The sequence below is a fragment of the Kitasatospora arboriphila genome (assembly GCF_039528095.1).
Taxonomy (GTDB): domain Bacteria; phylum Actinomycetota; class Actinomycetes; order Streptomycetales; family Streptomycetaceae; genus Kitasatospora; species Kitasatospora arboriphila.
In genome coordinates this window covers 1-17,040 of the sequence record NZ_BAAALD010000007.1, presented here as the reverse complement: position 1 = coordinate 17,040, position 17,040 = coordinate 1, and the positions used below count along the sequence as shown (strand labels likewise).

General features: G+C 75.6%; 14 protein-coding genes and 1 pseudogene. 5 read left to right on the top strand and 10 right to left on the bottom strand.

The annotated features are described in order from the left end of the window. Positions 1 to 136 precede the first annotated feature (136 nt). Positions 137 to 658, bottom strand: a complete 522-nt coding sequence (locus ABD353_RS05710) for a MarR family winged helix-turn-helix transcriptional regulator (RefSeq protein ID WP_344622365.1) — start codon at positions 656 to 658, stop codon at positions 137 to 139. Then, positions 655 to 2,415: an FUSC family protein gene (locus ABD353_RS05705; RefSeq protein WP_344622364.1), complete on the bottom strand. Its 1,761-nt coding sequence runs from the start codon at positions 2,413 to 2,415 to the stop codon at positions 655 to 657. The genes ABD353_RS05710 and ABD353_RS05705 overlap by 4 nt, the downstream gene beginning before the upstream one ends. Positions 2,416 to 2,578: 163 nt before the next feature. Between ABD353_RS05705 and ABD353_RS05700 the strand changes: the two genes are divergently transcribed. Beyond that, positions 2,579 to 3,205 (top strand): DinB family protein, encoded by a 627-nt coding sequence (locus ABD353_RS05700; protein ID WP_344622363.1) that lies wholly within the window; start codon positions 2,579 to 2,581, stop codon positions 3,203 to 3,205. Between the two features lie 233 nt (positions 3,206 to 3,438). Here the strand turns inward: ABD353_RS05700 and ABD353_RS05695 are convergent, their stop codons facing one another. From ABD353_RS05695 to ABD353_RS05685, 3 genes are read right to left on the bottom strand one after another with little or no spacing between them, the layout of a single operon-like run. After that, positions 3,439 to 4,215, bottom strand: a complete 777-nt coding sequence (locus tag ABD353_RS05695) for a 2-phosphosulfolactate phosphatase (RefSeq protein ID WP_344622362.1) — start codon at positions 4,213 to 4,215, stop codon at positions 3,439 to 3,441. A 56-nt stretch (positions 4,216 to 4,271) separates the two neighbouring features. Then, on the bottom strand, positions 4,272 to 4,610 hold the full coding sequence (locus ABD353_RS05690) for a hypothetical protein (RefSeq protein ID WP_344622361.1): 339 nt from the start codon (positions 4,608 to 4,610) through the stop codon (positions 4,272 to 4,274). Between the two features lie 40 nt (positions 4,611 to 4,650). Then, positions 4,651 to 5,331, bottom strand: coding sequence for a DJ-1/PfpI family protein (locus tag ABD353_RS05685; protein ID WP_344622360.1), 681 nt, complete (start codon positions 5,329 to 5,331; stop codon positions 4,651 to 4,653). Between the two features lie 189 nt (positions 5,332 to 5,520). Between ABD353_RS05685 and ABD353_RS05680 the strand changes: the two genes are divergently transcribed. Further along, a complete protein-coding gene (locus tag ABD353_RS05680) occupies positions 5,521 to 6,507 on the top strand; it encodes a GlxA family transcriptional regulator (RefSeq protein ID WP_344622359.1) in 987 nt (328 codons plus the stop codon). Here the strand turns inward: ABD353_RS05680 and ABD353_RS05675 are convergent. The 3 genes and pseudogenes from ABD353_RS05675 to ABD353_RS05665 all read right to left on the bottom strand — a co-directional run bounded on the left by ABD353_RS05675 (position 6,468) and on the right by ABD353_RS05665 (position 9,702). Then, on the bottom strand, positions 6,468 to 7,298 hold the full coding sequence (locus tag ABD353_RS05675; RefSeq protein ID WP_344622358.1) for an MBL fold metallo-hydrolase: 831 nt from the start codon (positions 7,296 to 7,298) through the stop codon (positions 6,468 to 6,470). The two genes, ABD353_RS05680 and ABD353_RS05675, sit on opposite strands and share 40 nt — an antisense overlap. Before the next feature lie 96 nt (positions 7,299 to 7,394). Further along, positions 7,395 to 8,371 (bottom strand): annotated as a pseudogene (locus ABD353_RS05670) (GlxA family transcriptional regulator). Between the two features lie 131 nt (positions 8,372 to 8,502). Further along, positions 8,503 to 9,702 carry an RICIN domain-containing protein gene (locus tag ABD353_RS05665; protein ID WP_344622357.1) on the bottom strand — a complete coding sequence of 400 codons (1,200 nt, stop codon included), beginning with the start codon at positions 9,700 to 9,702 and terminating at the stop codon, positions 8,503 to 8,505. Positions 9,703 to 10,380: 678 nt separating this feature from the next. Between ABD353_RS05665 and ABD353_RS05660 the strand changes: the two genes are divergently transcribed. After that, positions 10,381 to 11,307, top strand: coding sequence for an NAD-dependent protein deacetylase (locus tag ABD353_RS05660; protein ID WP_344622477.1), 927 nt, complete (start codon positions 10,381 to 10,383; stop codon positions 11,305 to 11,307). 57 nt (positions 11,308 to 11,364) lie between these two features. Next, positions 11,365 to 12,234 (top strand): hypothetical protein, encoded by an 870-nt coding sequence (locus tag ABD353_RS05655; protein ID WP_344622356.1) that lies wholly within the window; start codon positions 11,365 to 11,367, stop codon positions 12,232 to 12,234. Positions 12,235 to 12,268: 34 nt separating this feature from the next. On the opposite strand, the gene ABD353_RS05650 is transcribed toward ABD353_RS05655, so the two are convergent. Then, positions 12,269 to 12,781, bottom strand: coding sequence for a protein-tyrosine phosphatase family protein (locus ABD353_RS05650; RefSeq protein ID WP_344622355.1), 513 nt, complete (start codon positions 12,779 to 12,781; stop codon positions 12,269 to 12,271). Positions 12,782 to 13,084: 303 nt separating this feature from the next. Continuing rightward, a complete protein-coding gene (locus tag ABD353_RS05645) occupies positions 13,085 to 16,279 on the bottom strand; it encodes a M28 family peptidase (RefSeq protein WP_344622354.1) in 3,195 nt (1,064 codons plus the stop codon). A 344-nt stretch (positions 16,280 to 16,623) separates the two neighbouring features. Between ABD353_RS05645 and ABD353_RS05640 the strand changes: the two genes are divergently transcribed. Then, positions 16,624 to 17,004, top strand: coding sequence for a helix-turn-helix domain-containing protein (locus ABD353_RS05640; RefSeq protein WP_344622353.1), 381 nt, complete (start codon positions 16,624 to 16,626; stop codon positions 17,002 to 17,004). The last annotated feature ends 36 nt before the right edge of the window (positions 17,005 to 17,040 follow it).

Genomic DNA, 17,040 nt, shown 5'->3' with positions numbered 1-17,040 from the left:
TACTGCTGCTGCGCTCCAGCATGGCGGAGGGGGCCGACACCGGTGGCCGGTTCTGCCGAGCCGGCCGGCGGGACGTGGCACGGGCGCGGCCCGTCCCCGGGGTGCGCCGCCCGTCCCCGGGGGTGCGCCGCCCGGATCAGCCCCGCAAGGTGCCGAGGCGGCCCTCGAGTTGGAGGAGGAGGTCGGCGAGGCCGGCGCCGAGGAGGCGGCGGGTGGGTTCGTCCAGACCGGCGAGGAGCGCCCGCTCGTAGGCGAGTTGCCGGGGCAGCAGCCGGTCGACGAGCGCACGGCCCTCGTCGGTGAGCCGGATGTAGCCGATCCGGCGGTCCCGGGTGTCGGTGCGGCGGTCGACCAGCCCGCGGTCCTGGAGGGCGCGCAGCCGTTTGGTGACGGCGGCACCGGAGGCGAAGGTCTCCCGGGCGAGTTCGCCGGGGGTGAGTTCGCGGTCGGTGCGCCGGACGGCGCCGAGCAGGTCGAACTCGCCGCGAGTCAGCCCGGCGGAGCGCAGCGGGGCGTCCTCGGCCTGCTGGAGCAGGGCGGCGCAGCGGTTGATCCGGCCGACGAGTTCCATCGGCTCGGTGTCGAGGTCCGGGTGGACGGCCCGCCACTGCCGCCGCACCGCCGCGACGACGTCGTTCGCACCGCTGTCCTGGTTCACGCCGCTCCGCTCTCCGGGGCGGGGTGGAGGCCGCCCCGCCGTTGGGCCGTCCCCGCGAGGGTACGGTGTCCGGCCTCCTCGGCGGCGCGCAGCGCCTGCTCGGGCAGGGTGCGGCGGCGCCATTCGCCGGCGGCGGTGTCCCGGGCGTCGCGCAGGTCGGCGAGGCTGTGGGCGAGCCGGCGGGAGGCGGCGTGCACGGCCGCGGGCTCGGCGGCCGGGTCGGCGAGGGTCCGTTCGGCGTGGGCGCGGGCGCGGCCGGTGGCGTGCAGGGCGTGCCGGACCCGGTCGGTCGTGCGGTGGTTGGTGACGGCGAGCGCGGCGGCGATGCCGACGGCGGCGCCGATCAGGGTGTCGAGGACGCGGTCGCCGATCAGCCGGCCGGCCGGGTGGTCGCCGGTGAACTCCACCAGCAGCAGCGCCATGGGGGTGACCGCGACCGTGCCGAGCCAGTAGTTGCGACTGATCAGCGCTTCGGCGGCGAAGTTGAGGACGAGCAGGCACAGCACCAGGGCGACGGGACCGGTCCGGATCAGCGGGACGGCGGCGGCGAAGACCGCGACGCCGAGCAGGTTGCCGAGGGTGCGCTGCAGGGTGCGGTTCCAGGTCAGCGCGATGTTGGCCTGGTGGATGGAGGCGGCGGTGACGATCGCCCAGTACGGCCGGTCGACGCCCAGCAGGAGCGTGGCGTACCCGGCCAGGGCACAGCCGAGCAGGGTGCGCAGTGCGGCGGGGGCGTGCGCGGCACCGGGGGCGAGGCTGCGCAGCAGGCGGGGGCGGGGCACGCGGGCCTGCGGTGCCGCGTCGCGGAGGTCCGTATCGGGCAGGTCCGTCTCCGGCAGGTCCGCGCCGGGCAGGTCCGTCTCCGGCAGGCCGTGGACGGCGGGCGGGACGGGGAGCGGGCCGTGTGCGCGGACGGCGGCGGCCCAGGCGTGGAGCTGCTCGCTCGCGGAGCCCCCGCCGGGGCCGGAACCGGGGCCTGAACCGTGGCCGGGACCGGGCCCGGAACTGGAACCGGAACCGGCAAGGGTGGCCTCGGCCAGGCGGAGCAGCCGGTGGAGGGTCCGGCGGTCCGCGGTCGGGGCGCCGGCGAGGCGGAGGCAGTGTCGGGCGGCGCGGAGCGCGGTGGTGGCGGCGTGGCGGGTCTGCGGGCCCGGGGCGGCCGCGTGGGCCGCGGCGGCGGCGAGGGCGCGGGCGGTGGCGCGGCGTTCGGGGCCGTCGGCGCGGCGCAGGGCGGGTGCCATCGCCACCAGCCAGGCGAAGGCTCCGGCCGCCAGGGTGAGGGCGAGGTGGCCGGGAACCCGGCCGATCTCCTGCGGGGCGAACAGCGCACCGGCCATGACGAAGGTGAAGATCACGTTGCCGGGCGGGCCGATCCCGCTCGCATCGGCCACCGCCTTCTGCACGGCGGCGAGGACGGCTCCGACGGCGATCAGCACCACCGCGGAGTGGGTGAGCGAGGCGGCCGTCAGGGCGACCGCGACGCCCGCGAACATGCCGAGCACCACCCGGGCGAGGGTGGTGGCGCGGCGCGCGTACGGCAGGTCGTGGCCGTAGAGCGCGCACAGCGATCCGGCCATGGTGTAGGCGACCAGGTCGAGGCGGCCCAGCGCGCAGAGCACGAGGTTGGGCAGGGCGGAGGCCGCGGCGACGCTCAGCGCCGGTTTGAACCACCGGTCGGACGGGCGCCCGAGCCGCAGCGCCTCCCGCACCGGAAGGCTGCGGAGGCGGAGACCAGGAGTGACAGTTGCAGAACCCACCCGTTAAGGGTAACAGGTATTACACCCGTAAAATGGTTTGCCGCCCCCGGCGCCCCCGGCTCCCCCAAAGCTTCCGGCACGCCCAGCTCCCGGCACGCCCCTGAGGGGGGCCTCGGCCGGAAATTCCGTGGACGTCGCGGACGCCGTTCGCAGACTGGTCGACATGACCGCATTCGATGCCAAGGCCGACCTGCACCTCTACCTGCAGGACGCGCGCGACGCGCTGCTGTGGAAGCTCGACGGACTGTCGGAGTACGACGTCCGGCGCCCGCTCACGCCCTCCGGCACCAACCTGCTCGGACTGGTCAAGCACGTGACCGCCGCGGAGGCGGTGTACTTCGGTGAGACCTTCGGGCGCCCCTTCGAGGCCGCGCCGCTGTGGATCGCCGGCCGGGCCGAGCCGAACGCCGACCTGTGGGCCACCGCGCAGGAGTCCCGCGAGGAGATCGTCGGGCTCTACCGCCGGGTGTGGGCGCACTCCGACGAGACCATCCGCTCCCTGCCGCTCGACGCGACCGGCCGGGTCGGCTGGGGCCGCCGCGCCGAAGTGACCCTGCACCGCATCCTCGTCCACGCCATCGCCGAGACCGACCGCCACGCCGGGCACGCCGACATCGTCCGCGAACTCGTCGACGGCGGCCGCGGGCTGCGGGCGCAGGACGGCAACCTCCCGGAGGGCGACGACGCCTGGTGGAAGGGCCACCGGGACCGCGTCGAGCAGGCCGCACGCGAGGCCGCCGGCCTGCCCGACCCGGCCTCGGACGGACGGCCCTCGCCGATCGCGCGCTGACGCCCGTTCACCGGCCCCTGCCGGATGCCGTGCCGGCCGCCGGGTCGGCTGCCGGGTCGGCCGCGAAAACCGCCGTCCGGATACGGAACGGAGTGATGGACGACCGGCGTGTACAACGCTCTCGACTTCGACGACCTGCTGCGGCTGACGGACGAGCGGTCGACCGCCTTCCGGGGCGCGATCGCGGCCGCGCCCGGCCTCGACGGAGGAACTGCGCGATCCGGGGGTGGGTGTCACGGCAGCACGGGCCGAGCCCCGTCTGTCCGGTGGCCCGCATCCGGATCGTGCGGTTCTCCCCCAGCCTTCGGCCTGGAGGTGCCCTCACGCGCCCCTCGTGGTGCACCCCACGGCCGCAGGACCATGAGCGAGTCCTCCGGGGTCGCCACCATGGCGAAGGGGAAGCGGTCGAGTTCCAGGCAGAGCGCGACGTCGTCGGCATGGGATCCCTCCCGCACCCCCTCCGCCAACTCGGCGGCGGCGCGCGAGGATCCGGCGCGGCGGAGGAACTCGGCTACATCCGTGTCGTCCCCGGCGGCCCTCCGGGCGATGTACTGGGCGCACGCCAGGTCCTCGTCGGCCTGCCCGTCCTCGCCCGTGACCACGAACGTGACGCTGTCGCACCCGCGTGCCCGCAGCAGCCGGGCCGTCGCCTCCGCCACCACGAAGCCGGCGCACAGCACCAGCGAGGCCTCCTTCACCGCAAGGGCGCCGACCGTCCCCGCGGTGGTCTTCTGCACGACCGTCCGCCCACCGAGGTCGGCGGACCGCAGCCGACCCGGCGAATTCACCAGCTCGAACCCGGGCATCGGCGGACCGTCCTTGAGTGCCACCCAGTCCGGGTGACGCTCCTTCAGCGCCAGGGCCTCGTCCAGCGACTCGGCGAGCACGATCTTCTCGGCCCCCCGGGCGAAGACCCAGCCTGCCACCGTGTAGGCCCGCATGACGTCGACCACGACCGCCACGGACGGGACTTCGGCCAACTCGGCGATGCCGAGGAAACGAACATCCATCCGGCCATGATCGCGCCCGCCCGACCCGACGCGCCAGGAGAATACCGGGCGGCGGTTCAGCCCCGGTCCGCGTCGGTGTCGGCGGACCCGGTCCGCCTGCGACCGGTGACCTTGGAGGCGGGCAGCCGGCCGGCGCGGGAGGTGCCGGCCAGGGCGTCGCCGTCCACCGCGACGTCGAACGTCAGGTTGAGGCGGAACGGCCGGGTGACCGACTGCCGCCAGCTGAGCCGGTCGCCGTCCAGGGTGACGGCGTCGAGCGGGACCTCCTCCTCGGCGCCGCGGGCGGTACCGGCCAGGCGGCCGTCCCGCCGGTGGAGTTCGATCACCGCGGCGATCCGGCCGACGGGCGTGGCGATGGCGAGGTCCCAGGTGCCTTCGACGGGCGTGACGGACATGGTGGTGTGCTCCTCGTTCAGCGGGTTGTGGCGGGTTCGGTCAGAAGGCGGCCGGGGCGGGGCCGTCGCTCCGCCAGACCGTGCCGCGGCGCTCGTGGGCGAACAACTCCTCGACGGCGTGCGCGATCTGCGGTCCGACCTCGCGTTCCAGCAGGTACAGCGCCAGGTCGAGGCCGGAGGTGACCCCGGCGCCGCTGACCAGGTCGCCGTCGTCGACGACCCGGGCACGGACGGCGTGCACACCGGTGGCGTCCAGCAGGTCGAGGCCCAGGTGGTGGGTGGTGGCGCGGCGGCCCTCCAGCAGTCCGGCCATGGCGAGGACGAGCGAGCCGCCGCACACCGTGGCGACGGTCGTCCGCGGGTTGTCGACGGCCCGGGCCAGCAGGCCGGGCAGGGCGGTGTTCAGGGTGCGGCCGAGCAGCACGGGGACGGGCGCATCGGCTGTGCCGGGGTCGGCGGTGTGCTCGGGCTCGTCGGCCTCGCCGATCCGGCCGGAGGCGCCGGGGACGAGGACCAGGCCGGGGCGGTCCGGGTCGAGCGCGGCGGTGGCGCGCAGCGCGAGCCCGCCCGTCCCGCTGACCACCTCGCGGGGGCCCTCGGCGGAGACGAGTTCGACGGTCACCGCCCCGGCGGAGGCGGTCCCGCCGGCGTGCAGCACCTCGTAGGGGGCGACGACGTCGAGCGGGTCGAAGCCGTCGAAGAGCACGATCTGGGCATGCATGGGCGTCCTTCAGCAGGTGGGAGGGGTGGTGGCGCGGCCGGCGACACCCCGACGCTATCCACGGGCGGCGGAGGGCCACAGGGGCTCCGGCGACAGCTTTCAACGGGATAGCGACACCGCCGTGCCACCGCGCGGACCTGCGGGAACGGGGTGGCGGTCGCCCGGCGGCGGGCGGGTAGATTGCCGACCGTGCACACCGTCGCCGTCCTCGCGCTCCCCCGGGTGGTCCCCTTCGACCTGGCGACCCCGGTGGAGGTCTTCGGCCGGGCCCGGCTGCCCGGCGGCGGCCCCGGCTACCGCGTGCTGGTCTGCGCGGAGGAGCCGGAGACGGATGCCGGATCCTTCGCGCTGCGGGCGCCGTGGGGGTTGGCGGAGCTCGGCTCGGCGGACACGGTGGTGGTGCCGGGCACCGACGGCCCGCACCCGGCGCCGACACCCGCCGTCCTGGCGGCGCTGCGGGCGGCGGCGGCGCGTGGCACCCGGATCGCGTCGATCTGCTCGGGGGCCTTCGTGCTGGCGGACGCCGGGCTGCTGGACGGACTGCGCGCGACCACGCACTGGGCCGCGGCGGGACGGCTGGCCGCCGACCATCCGGCGGTCACGGTCGACCCGGACGTGCTCTACGTGGACAACGGGCAGATCCTGACCAGCGCGGGCGCGGCCGCCGGGCTGGACCTGTGCCTGCACATGGTCCGGCGCGACCACGGCTCCGCGGTGGCGGCGGAGGCCGCGCGGCTCTCCGTCGTCCCGCTCGAACGGGAGGGCGGGCAGGCCCAGTTCATCCCGCTCGACCACGATCCGGCGCCGGGCGGGGCCGCGCTGGAGCCGCTGCTCGGCTGGCTGCGGCAGAACCTCGACCGCGACCTCACGCTCGACGGGATCGCCGCCCGCGCGGGTGTCAGCACCCGTACGCTGATCCGCCGGTTCCGGGAGCAGACCGGCACCACCCCGCTGCAGTGGCTGCACGTGGCCCGGATCCGCCGGGCGCAGCACCTGCTGGAGACCACCCCGCACCCGGTCGAGCGGATCGGCGCCCAGGTCGGCTTCGGCTCGGCCACCGCCTTCCGGGACCGGTTCAAGCGGAGCACCGGGATGAGTCCGCGGACCTACCGGAGCACCGTCCGGCCGCGGCTCCGTCACCCGTCGGAGGCGCCCGGACGGGAGAGGTCCGAGTAGTCGGCGGGCGCCTCGTCGACGGCCACCGCGTCGGCGCCGTCCGGCAGGTCGGCGCGGGTGGTGAGCCGTCCGGTGGCGGCCCTGCGGAGCAGCCGGGTGCGCTCGCGGGCGGCCCAGCGGCGGACGCGGTCCGGGTCCAGCGGGGTGCCGTGGCCGACGTGCAGCCGGGCCGGGTCGCGGGCGAGCATCGCGTCCAGGCTGTCGAGGTTGCCGAGCGGGTCGTCGTGGAACGGCGGGTTGGCCGGCCGGCCGGGTATCAGCCCCATGAAGGAGTTGGCGACCAGGTCGCCCGCCACCAGGTCGCCGTGGTCGGTGAGCACGGAGACCGAGCCGGCGGTGTGGCCGGGGGTGGGCACCGCCCGCGCGGCGATGCCGAATTCGTCCAGCGGGGTCTCGCCGCGCAGCAGGACCTGCGGCTCGAAGGGCTCGGCGCGGACGTGGAGTCGGCGGCCGCGGCTCATCAGGCGGCCCATCGGTCCGGTGGGCAGGTAGGGTTCGCGGACCCGCCCGGTGCGGTAGGGCCCGAGATCGGCCGCGTGGGCGGCGATCGGCGCGCCGGTGAGGCGGTGGAGTTCGGCCGCGGAGCCGAAGTGGTCGATGTGGCCGTGGGTGATGACGATCATTGCGAGGTCGCCCGGGTCGACGCCGAGCCGCTCCAGGTGCCGGCGGATCTGTTCCCCGCTGCCGGGGATCCCGGCGTCGACGAGCACCGGGCGCCGCCCGGTGAGCAGGTAGGCGTTGACGGCGTGCCGGCCGAGCACGGGGATCGGCGTGACGGTGGTACGGGACACGGGTGTTCTCCAGGGGGAGGGTGCGGCGGCCGGCGCCGTGCGCGGGCAGGCCGAGGAGACCCCACACGAGGTCGCGGGGGGCAGGAGGGGAGTCGGTCAGCGGAAGCGGCGGCGGTAGTCCGCGGGGGTGGTGTTGAGGCCGCGGCGGAAGGCCCGGTGCAGGGTCTCGACGGAGCCCAGGCCGCTGGCCCGGGCGACGTCGGCGAGGGCGCGGTCGCTCTCCTCCAGCAGTCGGCGGGCCCGTTCCAGCCGGGTGCCCTCGACGTAGGCGGCGGGGGTGCGGCCGGTGTGCCGGGCGAACAGCCGGGAGAAGTGCCGCACGCTGAGCCCGGCCCGCGCGGCCAGCGCCTCGGTGGAGAGGTCGGCGGCGGGCTGTTCGGCGATCACCCGCAGCAGCGGGCCGAACCGGTCGTCGGGCGGCGGCGGGGCGGACAGCGGAACGCTGAACTGGCTCTGCCCGCCGGGGCGTTTGACGTACATCACCATGGTGCGGGCGGTGGCGAGGGCGAGGGCCTGGCCGTGGTCCTCGGCGACCATGGCGAGGGCGAGGTCCATGCCGGCGGTGATGCCGGCGCAGGTCCAGAGGCGGCCGGAGCGGACGAAGATCGGGTCGGCGTCGACCTCGGTCTCCGGGTGTTCGGCGGCGAGTTCGGCGGCGAGGTTCCAGTGCGTGGTGGCCGGCCGGCCCGCCAGCAGGCCGGCCGCGGCGAGCAGCAGTGCGCCGGCGCAGATGCCGCCGATCCGGGCGGCCCGGCCGGCGGTGGCGCGCAGCCAGTCGGTGACGGCGGCGTCGACCCGGGCGACGGCCGGGCCGTCGGCGGTGTCGACGGCGGCGCGGCCAGCAGGGTGTCGATGCCGCCGCCGACCCGGTCGAGCGTCAGGTCGGCGTGCAGGCGGACGCCGCTGGAGGTCGTGACCGGCCCGGGTTCGGCTGCGGCGATCTCCACCCGGTAGCCGGGCCGGGTGCCGCCGAGGAGGCGGGTGGCGACGGAGAACACCTCGGCCGGCCCTGCGGCGTCGAGGATCTCGATGCCGGGGAACGCGGTGACCAGCACGCGGTGCGGTGGGGACATGCCCCGATCCTCGCCGGGTGCGGGCGGTGTCCGCAATGACGGGTCTCTGGCGGATTCGGCCACGCGTTCCCGGCCCGGGCCACCGGGCGGGGGCGGCGGGCCGGTGCCCCGGTCGCACGGCGCGCGGCCGGTCAGCGCAGCGACCACACCTGGTTGGGCTGGGTCCCGCCGGCGTAGCAGTCCCAGATCTGGATCCGGGTGCCGTTGGCGGCGCCCTGGCCGACCGCGTCGAGGCACTTGCCGGAGTTGGGGTTCACGACGGTGCCGTTGGCGTTGACCTGCCACTGCTGGGCGCCGTTGTCGAGGCAGGTCCACAGCCGGACCTGGGTGCCGTTGGCGGTGCCCTGTCCGGCGACGTCCAGGCACTTGCCGGAGTTGGGGTTCACGAAGGTGCTGCCGACCCGCTGCCAGACCTGGGCGCCGGTGCCGTTGCAGTCGTAGAGCTGGACGGCCGTGCCGTCGGCCGTCCCGGCGGCCTGGACGTCGAGGCAGCGGCCGCTGCCCTGGCCGACCAGGGTGCTTCCGGTGCCCCCGCCGCCTCCGGTGCCGTTGGCGGTGAAGGAGAAGGAGTCCACGGCGAGGCCGGTGCCGCCGACCCACGGCTCGAAGCCGAACTGGACGCTGGTCATGTACCAGGCGCGGTTGAGGTAGCCGCGGTTGGCGGAGTCCTCGGTGAAGTCCTTGATGTTGACCGAGAGTGAGCCGGTGCCCTGCTGGCGGACGTAGGAGACGACGTTCCAGCCGATGCCGCCGTTGATGAGCCGGCCCTCCCAGACGTCCCAGGCGGCGCCGGCGAGGTTGGCGGTGCCGACCTTCTGGCCTGCGGGCTGCGGGGCGCCGCGGTGGTTGCCCCAGATCATCAGCTCGGCGCCGTTGTTCTGGCCGGACGGGTTCGGCGAGGAGTCGAACCAGATGTCGTAGGCGGCGTCCCACTCGCCGCTGCCGATCGTCCGGTAGCCGACGCTGGTCTGCGGGTTGCCGAAGGCGCTGACCTGGAGCGGGAGTCCGCTGCCGGTGGTGCAGTTGGTGTAGTGGCAGCCGGCGTAGACCGACGGGTAGGAGGCCGGGGCGCCGTTGGTGGGCTTGTTGTGGCTCTCCGACGAGATGCCGAAGCCGGTGTCGGTGACGGACAGGCACTGCTGGGTGCTGTCGCCCCAGTTGTTGTTCTGGACGATGTACCGGCCGCCCGCGATCCGGACGGAGCCGAAGGTGTCGCAGAGCCGGGTGGCGGCACCGGCGGGCGGTGCGGCGGCGACCGGCAGCGCGGCCGCGGCGGTCAGCAGCGCGAGGGCGCCGATCGCGGTTCGCAGGCGGCGGAGTAACGAGGTCATGGGTGTCCTCCGAGCGGTGGGGTGGGGTGGGCGGCTGCCGGCGGGCCTCCCCCGACGGTAGGAGAACCGGGCCGGGCCCGGGAAGACGTTCAACGGGAGATTCTCGGGAGCGCTCCCAACAGTGCTGGTCATGTGGGGTGACTTCGAAAGTTTCGTGGGAGCGCTCCCAGATTGGGCCGTTGATGGCATTGACGCGGACACCTCCACACCCCCAGTCTTCCCGGGAGGCCCTCCCGTTCCGCCGGGTGCCGCTCCCCCGTCCCCACGCGACCCGCCCGAGGTGCGGCATGCCCCCTCACACCCCCGGCCCGGAGGCCGCCGAGGCGTCCCGCTCCCCTCTGCGCACTCGCCGCCGCGCTCACGCCCGCCCTGCTGATGCCCGCCGCCCGGGCCGGCACCGCGGGCACCGCCACCCACCACGTCACGGTCGACGGCGCGGCCCGCGGCGACGTCTCCCACCCACCGACCGGCTCCTGGCTCGGCACGCCCGCGCAGGACCGGCCGGAGCGCCTCGCCGGTCTGACCGTCCACCTCCACCAGGGCGTCGACCGGGTCCGCTTCCTGAAGGGCACGGGCCACCCGGAGCTCGACCTCCCCAGCGTCGCACCGGCGCGCCGCCCGCGGCCCTCCCGGGCCGGTCCGCCGCGGTCCGCGGGCGGGCGATCTATCCTCGGGGGCATGCGCATCCGACCGATGACCGGGGACACGGCGGCCGGCGGGTCCGAGCCGCCCGCGGACGGGCCGCAGCCGGCCGGTGGGCCGGCGACGGCCGACGGCCTGCGCGAGGTCGGGCGGCTGCTCGCCGGCGGCGGGGTGGCCGTGCTCAGCGGCGCCGGGCTGTCCACCGAGTCGGGCATCCCCGACTACCGCGGGGAGACCGGGCGGGCCCGGCCGCGCACGCCCATGACGTACCAGGAGTTCACCGCGAGCGAGGACGGCCGGCGGCGGTACTGGGCGCGCAGCCACGTCGGCTGGCGGACCATCGCCGGTGCGCTGCCCAATGCGGGCCACCGCGCGGTCGAGGAGCTGCGCCGCTCGGGCCACGTCACGGGCGTGATCACGCAGAACGTAGACGGGCTGCACCGGGCGGCGGGCACGGTCGACGCCGTCGAACTGCACGGCGCCCTCGACCGCGTGGTCTGCCTGGACTGCCGCCGGACGAGCACCCGCCGGGAGCTGGACCGCCGCCTGACCGAGCTGAACACCGGCTTCCGGGACACCGGCTCACGGATCAACCCGGACGGCGACGTCGAGCTGCCCGACGAGCTGGTGCACGCCTTCCGCGTCGCCCCGTGCGCGGCCTGCGGCGGCGTGCTCAAGCCGGACGTGGTCTTCTTCGGCGAGGGCGTCCCCAAGCCGCGCGTCCAGCAGTGCTACGACCTGGTCGACGCGGCGCGGGCGCTGCTCGTCCTCGGCTCCTCGCTGACCGTCCTGTCCGGGCTGCGGTTCGTCCGCCACGCGGCCCGCACCGGCAAGCCGGTCGCCATCGTCAACCAGGGCCCCACCCGGGGCGACGAGTTCGCGGCCGTCCGGGTGGCGGCACCGCTCGGCGAGACCCTGTCCCGCCTCGCGGCGCACCACGGCCACCCGCCCACCGCGCCCTGAGCGCGACGGCGGACGACGGTCCGCCCCCTCGACCGGACAGGCCCTATCATCACCGCCATGCCGACACCCGAGCAGAACGGCGCCGGCGGGCAGGCACAGTCCGCAGTTTGGCGCGCCACCGTCCTCGACCACGTCGCGGCGGTCGGCCGGCCGCCGTACGACCCGGGGCCGCGCGCGGACGGGCCGCTGGCCCGGCGGGACGGGCTGAGCATCCACGGTACGCAGGGCGAGGTGCGTTGCACCGACGACACCGGCCGGACCCGCTGGGTGCACCGCTGCGAGGCCCGCCCCAACGCGGCGTACGTCTCGCAGGGGCGGGTGCTCGTCACCACGGACTCGCTCGCCTACACCGTGTGGGGCATGCTCGGCCCGGCCCTGCTGCTCGACCTGGCGGACGGCCGGCCGGTGGCCGAACTCCGCGGCGAGCGCGGGGCGGTGCTGCGCGGCGGCCGGTTCTTCCTGGGCCTGGAGGGCTACGGCCACTTCGACACCTGGGAGTACGACCGGGACGGCACCGAGGTCGACGCCTGGCGCAGCTACGGGCACTTCGTCACCGGAAGCGGGATCCGGGTGGTGGAGCAGGACCGCCGCATCCCGACCCGCAGCCGGGTCGTCCGGCTGCTCCCGGGCGGGGTCGTGGAGGCGGGCCCGGCGCTCACCGACCCGACGGTGCCGCGGCCGGTGGTGCTGGAGGACGGCACCGTGCTGGTGATCGACGACGGGGTGGTGCGGGCCGTCGGCCGCGGGCTGGAGCACACGGTGCTGGCCGAGCTGACGGCCGTCCCCGCGGACGACCGGCACCGGTACATCAGCGCCCTGCGCCGCGAGGGCGAGCGCCTCACCGCGATCGTCGCCGAACGCGACCCCGCCGACCACCGGCGGCACACCGTGCACACCTGGACGCTGGCCCTGCACGCCCCGGCCTGAGCCGGGAGCACGTCGGCCGGGCCGACCGGGCCGGTCAGGCCGGCGTGTCCAGGCCGGTGAGCAGCGCGGCGACGTCCAGGCCCACGGCGAGGTAGTCCTCGAAGACGCGGTTGTGCAGGGCCCACAGGGAGCGCTGCCGCCGGACGAGTTCGACGGCCGCCGCGGGCTCCGTCCCGAGCTCGACGAGGGCCTGCGCGACCACGAGGCCGGAGCGGTTGTAGCCCGAGTGGCACCGGACGAGGACGGTGCGGCCGTCGCGGACGGCCGACGCGGTGGCCCGGGCGAGCTGCTGGACGTCCGCGAGCTGACCGGCGGTCAGCGGGGCGTCGGGGATCTCGGCCACCAGGTGCTCGACGCCGGGTGCCGGCCCGTGGCCCGGCGCGGCGTACAGGCTCACCACCAGGTCGAACTCGTCTCCGGCGACGGCGAGTTGCAATTCGCCCGCAGTGTCCGTCCAGTAGTGCCCGCCCATCCACAGGCCGGGCACGATCTCGTCCCACGGCGTCTGCGGCCCCGGGACGTCGCGGTCCTTCTGACGTGTCCTCACCCACACCCCTCTCCGGCGGTCCAACGGCCGCCGCCCGCAGCGCGTTCCCCGCGTGGTGGCGGTGCCGGTGACAGGTGCGGGCGGCAGGGGCCCCTGCACCCCCGGGTCCCCTGCCGCCCTCCCCCCCTGGCCGTCCGCCGGGCCGTACCGCCCGGCTCCGGTGTCCCGCCGGAGGCCTGTGCCGGGCGGCGCCCGGTGGACGGGGGGCGCGGCGGGGGGGGGGGGGGGGGCCCCCGCCCCGGCGCCCGGTGGACGGCCGTGCCGCGGGGCGCCGGGCGGCGTCCCGCGGCACGGTCCCGGTTCTCAGACGCGCTGCCAGAGCGCCGGGACGATCGGCGGCTCCCAGCCGGTCTGGGCCTGGTGGCCCTGCAGGCAGACGTAGCTCAGTCCGGCGTAGGTGACGGTGTCGCCGGCCCGGTAGACGGTGCCGGCCGCCCAGGTGCCGGTGCCGGGCCCGCTGCCGACCACCAGGGAGTAGGTGGTGCTGTGGGTGGCCGGGCCGCTGCCGGTGACGGTGATCGAGTACGTTCCGGACGCGGTGCCGGCGGCCGCCGAGACGGTCATCACCGCCGAGGCGCCGGACTGCACGGACGAGGGGCTGAAGCTCACCGTGACACCGCTCGGCAGGCCGGTGGCGGTCAGTGCGACCGTGCGGGCGCTGCCGGAGGTGACGGCGGTGGCGACGGTCGCGGTGGTCGAGCCGCCGGCCTCCACGCTGCCGCTCGCCGGGTTCACCGCGAGCGAGAAGTCGTCGCCGGGCACCGTCCCGCCGACCGAGGTCTTCCACAGTGCGGAGGCGACGCCGTCGGCGCTGCGGTCGAGCGCGGTGGCGCCGATGTTGCCGGTGGTGTCGCAGGACTGGTGGTAGCAGGAGTCGTACGCCCGGTTCGCGGTGCCGCCCCACTTGGCCGCCTGGGCGGCCGTCTTGACCGCACTGGCGCCGGCCGCGTAGCCGGAGGTGGGGATGCCGGCCTGCTGGAAGGAGTAGTCGTCGGAGCGGCCCTGGCCCTCGGTGTTCTCCTCGGGCTGCAGCCCCAGCGAGTCCCAGTACGCCTTCAGTGGGGCGGCGGCGGCCGAGGTGAGGTTGTTGACGAAGTAGCCGGCGTTGGGCGAGCCGACCATGTCGAAGTTGTAGTACGCCTTGATCGCCGCACGCTGGGTCGAACTCAGCTGGGAGACGTAGTGGTTGGAGCCCTGCAGGCCCTGCTCCTCGCCCGTCCACCAGGCGAACCGGACGTGCCGGGTGAGGGTCGGGTTCTGCTGGGCGAGCACCAGGGCGTTCTCCAGCAGGACGGCGGAGCCGGAGCCGTTGTCGTTGATGCCGGGCCCGGCGGCGACGCTGTCCAGGTGGGCGCCGAACATGGTGACCTGGTCGGCGGGGCCGCCCGGCCAGTCGGCGATCAGGTTGTTGGAGGTGTAGCTGCAGCTGGTGCAGGTCTGCTCGGTGACGGTGTAGCCCGCCGCCTGCAGCTTGCCCTTGAGGTAGGCGACGGACTGGCCGTGTCCGGCGCTGCCGGCCCGGCGGTTGCCGCCGTTCTGGTCGGCGACGGTGTTCAGCTGGGCGAGGTGGGCCTGCACCTTGGCGACGTCGATGTCGGGTGCGCCGCCGCCGGGGTTGCCGCCGCCGCCCACGGTGAGCGTGTACTGCGCGGTGTGCACGGCGCTGCCGGTGCCGGTGACGGTCAGGGTGTACGTCCCGGCCGGCGCGGAGGCACCCGCCGAGACGGTCATGGTGGCGGAGGAACCCGCCTGCACCGAGGAGGGGTTGAAGCCGACGGTGACGCCGCTCGGCGCGCCGGAGGCGCTGAGGCCCACCGTCTGCGCGCTGCCCGAGGTCACCGCGGTGGCGACCGCGGCCGTGGTGGAGCCGCCGGGCTGGACGCTGCCGGAGGCCGGGCCGACGGAGAGCGAGAAGTCGTTGGTGCCGGAGGGCGTGCAGGTCGGGTCGCCGCTCTGGGCCGGGACGCTGACGGCGTCCCAGGCGGCCTTGGTGCGGGTGAAGAAGGTGCAGCCCGGGTCGAGGTTCTTGGCGGCGGTCAGGGTCGCCGTCCGGTACCGCTTGTAGGTCATGCCGCTGGTCTTGAGCAGCATGCCGCCGTAGAAGATCCGGCCGGCGTCGCGGATGCCGACGCCGGTGACGGAGGAGCTGTTGCAGGTCGGGCTGGACGGCTTGCCGCCACCGGGGTTGGACCCCTCGGCGAGCAGGTAGAACCAGTGGTTCAGCGGGCCGGCCGCCGCGTGCTCCTCGGTGTTCGGGATCGACGCCGAGTAGCAGTTGGGGTTGCCGCCCACCTGCGAGGGGTTGTACATCACCCGGATGGGCCCGCTGCCGACCAGGTTGATCGTCTCGCCGACGGTGTAGTCCGGGGAGTCGTACGGAGCGGGTTCGTTGGCGTACGCCTCGGTGAGCGCGCCCATGATGTCGCCGGTGCCCTCGCCGAGGCCGGCCTCGTTGTTGGCGCCGCCGGGCGTGTACTGGTCAATGCCGTGGCCGAACTCGTGGCCGACCACGTCCATCGAGGCGATCCACTCGTTGGCCTGGTTGTGGCCGATCGAGATCGACGAGCCGTCCCAGTAGGCGTTGACGTCGCTCAGGCCGACCTTGACCGGCCAGCTGCCGCCGTTGCCGTTGTGGCCGTTGCGGCCCAGCCAGTCCCGCAGCATGTCCCACTCCTTCTGCGCCGCGAACATCACGTCGGCGCAGCCGGTCTCCTTGCTGGTCGGGCTGCCGGTGCCCCAGGAGTCGGTGGACTTGGTGAACACCTGGCCGGTGCCGTAGTCGGCGCAGCTGAGGCCGGGCCGGTTCGGGTCGCGCAGCGCGTACGAGCCACCGGAGTTGGTGGTGCTGATGGTGACGGGCGCGGGGCCGTTCCAGCGGCTGTTGGCAGTGCCGGCGCGGACGTCGTCCCGGCTGTCCAGGACGGTGCCGGTGCGGGCGTCGACGAAGACGTGCAGCCGGCTGGGGGCGGTGGCCGTCCGGCCGGTGAGCACGGACTCCCAGGCGAGCCGGGCCCGGCCATCGGTGACCTTGACGACCAGGCGGGCCGGTTCGGCGCCGTCGACGGTGGCGAGCCGGGTGCGGGCGGTCCGTTCGGCGTCGGCGGCGCTCACCGCGGGGGTGGTGGTGGGCACGCCGATCGCGCCGGGTGCGGCGTTCTGCTGGCCGCGGATCCGGCCCTGCCCGTCGGCGAGCACCTCGGCGTCGCCGCCGACCACCGGCAGTCCGCGGTAACTGCGTTCGTACGCCACGGAGTAGAGGCCGCCGAGCCAGGGGGTGACGGCGTGCCGCTCGTAGCTCTCGCCGGGCCCCTTGGCGAGGGTGTCCAGGCCGGCCGCGGCCGCGCGGTCGGCGGCGGATACGGCGGCGGCCAGGGCGTTCGGCGGGGCGGGGGCGGCCGCCGGCCCGGGACGGGCGGCGGCCGGGCCCACCGCGGTGGCGGTGAGCAGGCCGGCCAGGACGGCCAGGGTCGTCCCGGCCGTCAGCAATCTGCGGTTCATCGAGGCTCCTCGAAGGTGGGGGTCCTCGACCGCGGACACAGGTACGTGCGGTGTCGCCGACGGTGGCCGGCGGCGCCGCGCCACGGGCCGTTGTCGGGGACGGCCTGCGGGGTCCGCGCTCGGGTGCCGGAACCCTCACACGCCGTCATGCCCTGGTCAACGGATTCGGCTGCGGAGTACGGCAGTTGGCAAACTCCGTCAAGCTGCGTGTTTCCCGCAGTGGTTGAGACCGATTGGTCGATACCACGTCATGGACGGCGGCCGGGCCGTCCAGTACCGTCCTGGTGTCCGGAGGGCCGGGGAGGAGTCGGCCCCGCGAGGGATCCGTGGGGGGAGGACTGCCCGTGGACGACGGCCGCACCTCCGCCGCCGCGTACCCGTCGGCGGCGTCCTGGCAGGAGTTCGGCGCCGGTCTGCGGCGCCTGCGGCGGGCAGCCGGCCTCACCCAGGCCCAGCTCGGCGCCGCCGTCGGCTACGACCACACCGCGGTCAGCCGCCTGGAGCACGGCAGCCGCCGCACCGCGCCCCGGCTCGCCGACCGGCTCGGCGATCTGCTCGACGCGGGTGGCGAACTGAGCGCCGCGTGCCGCCGCGCCCACGAGCGGGAACCGGCCGGGGCGCTGCTGCCGCCGGTGCTCGTCCGCCCGCCGCTGCCGCACACCCGGCCGCCGTGCGGGGGCGGGCCCCGCCCGGCGGGGGGGGGGGGGCGGCGGGTCCGTCCCTAGGATCGCCGCGACCACCGGCCCGGCCGACCCCGCCAC

Coding starts and splice junctions, on each gene's coding strand:
- ABD353_RS05690 (WP_344622361.1), bottom strand. CDS start 4,610: ATGTCCGTCACGCCCGTCGAAGGCACCTGGGACCTCGCCATCGCCACG.
- ABD353_RS05655 (WP_344622356.1), top strand. CDS start 11,365: ATGCCGACACCCGAGCAGAACGGCGCCGGCGGGCAGGCACAGTCCGCA.
- ABD353_RS05685 (WP_344622360.1), bottom strand. CDS start 5,331: ATGCATGCCCAGATCGTGCTCTTCGACGGCTTCGACCCGCTCGACGTC.
- ABD353_RS05665 (WP_344622357.1), bottom strand. CDS start 9,702: ATGACCTCGTTACTCCGCCGCCTGCGAACCGCGATCGGCGCCCTCGCG.
- ABD353_RS05695 (WP_344622362.1), bottom strand. CDS start 4,215: ATGGATGTTCGTTTCCTCGGCATCGCCGAGTTGGCCGAAGTCCCGTCC.
- ABD353_RS05660 (WP_344622477.1), top strand. CDS start 10,381: ATGCGCATCCGACCGATGACCGGGGACACGGCGGCCGGCGGGTCCGAG.
- ABD353_RS05645 (WP_344622354.1), bottom strand. CDS start 16,279: ATGAACCGCAGATTGCTGACGGCCGGGACGACCCTGGCCGTCCTGGCC.
- ABD353_RS05700 (WP_344622363.1), top strand. CDS start 2,579: ATGACCGCATTCGATGCCAAGGCCGACCTGCACCTCTACCTGCAGGAC.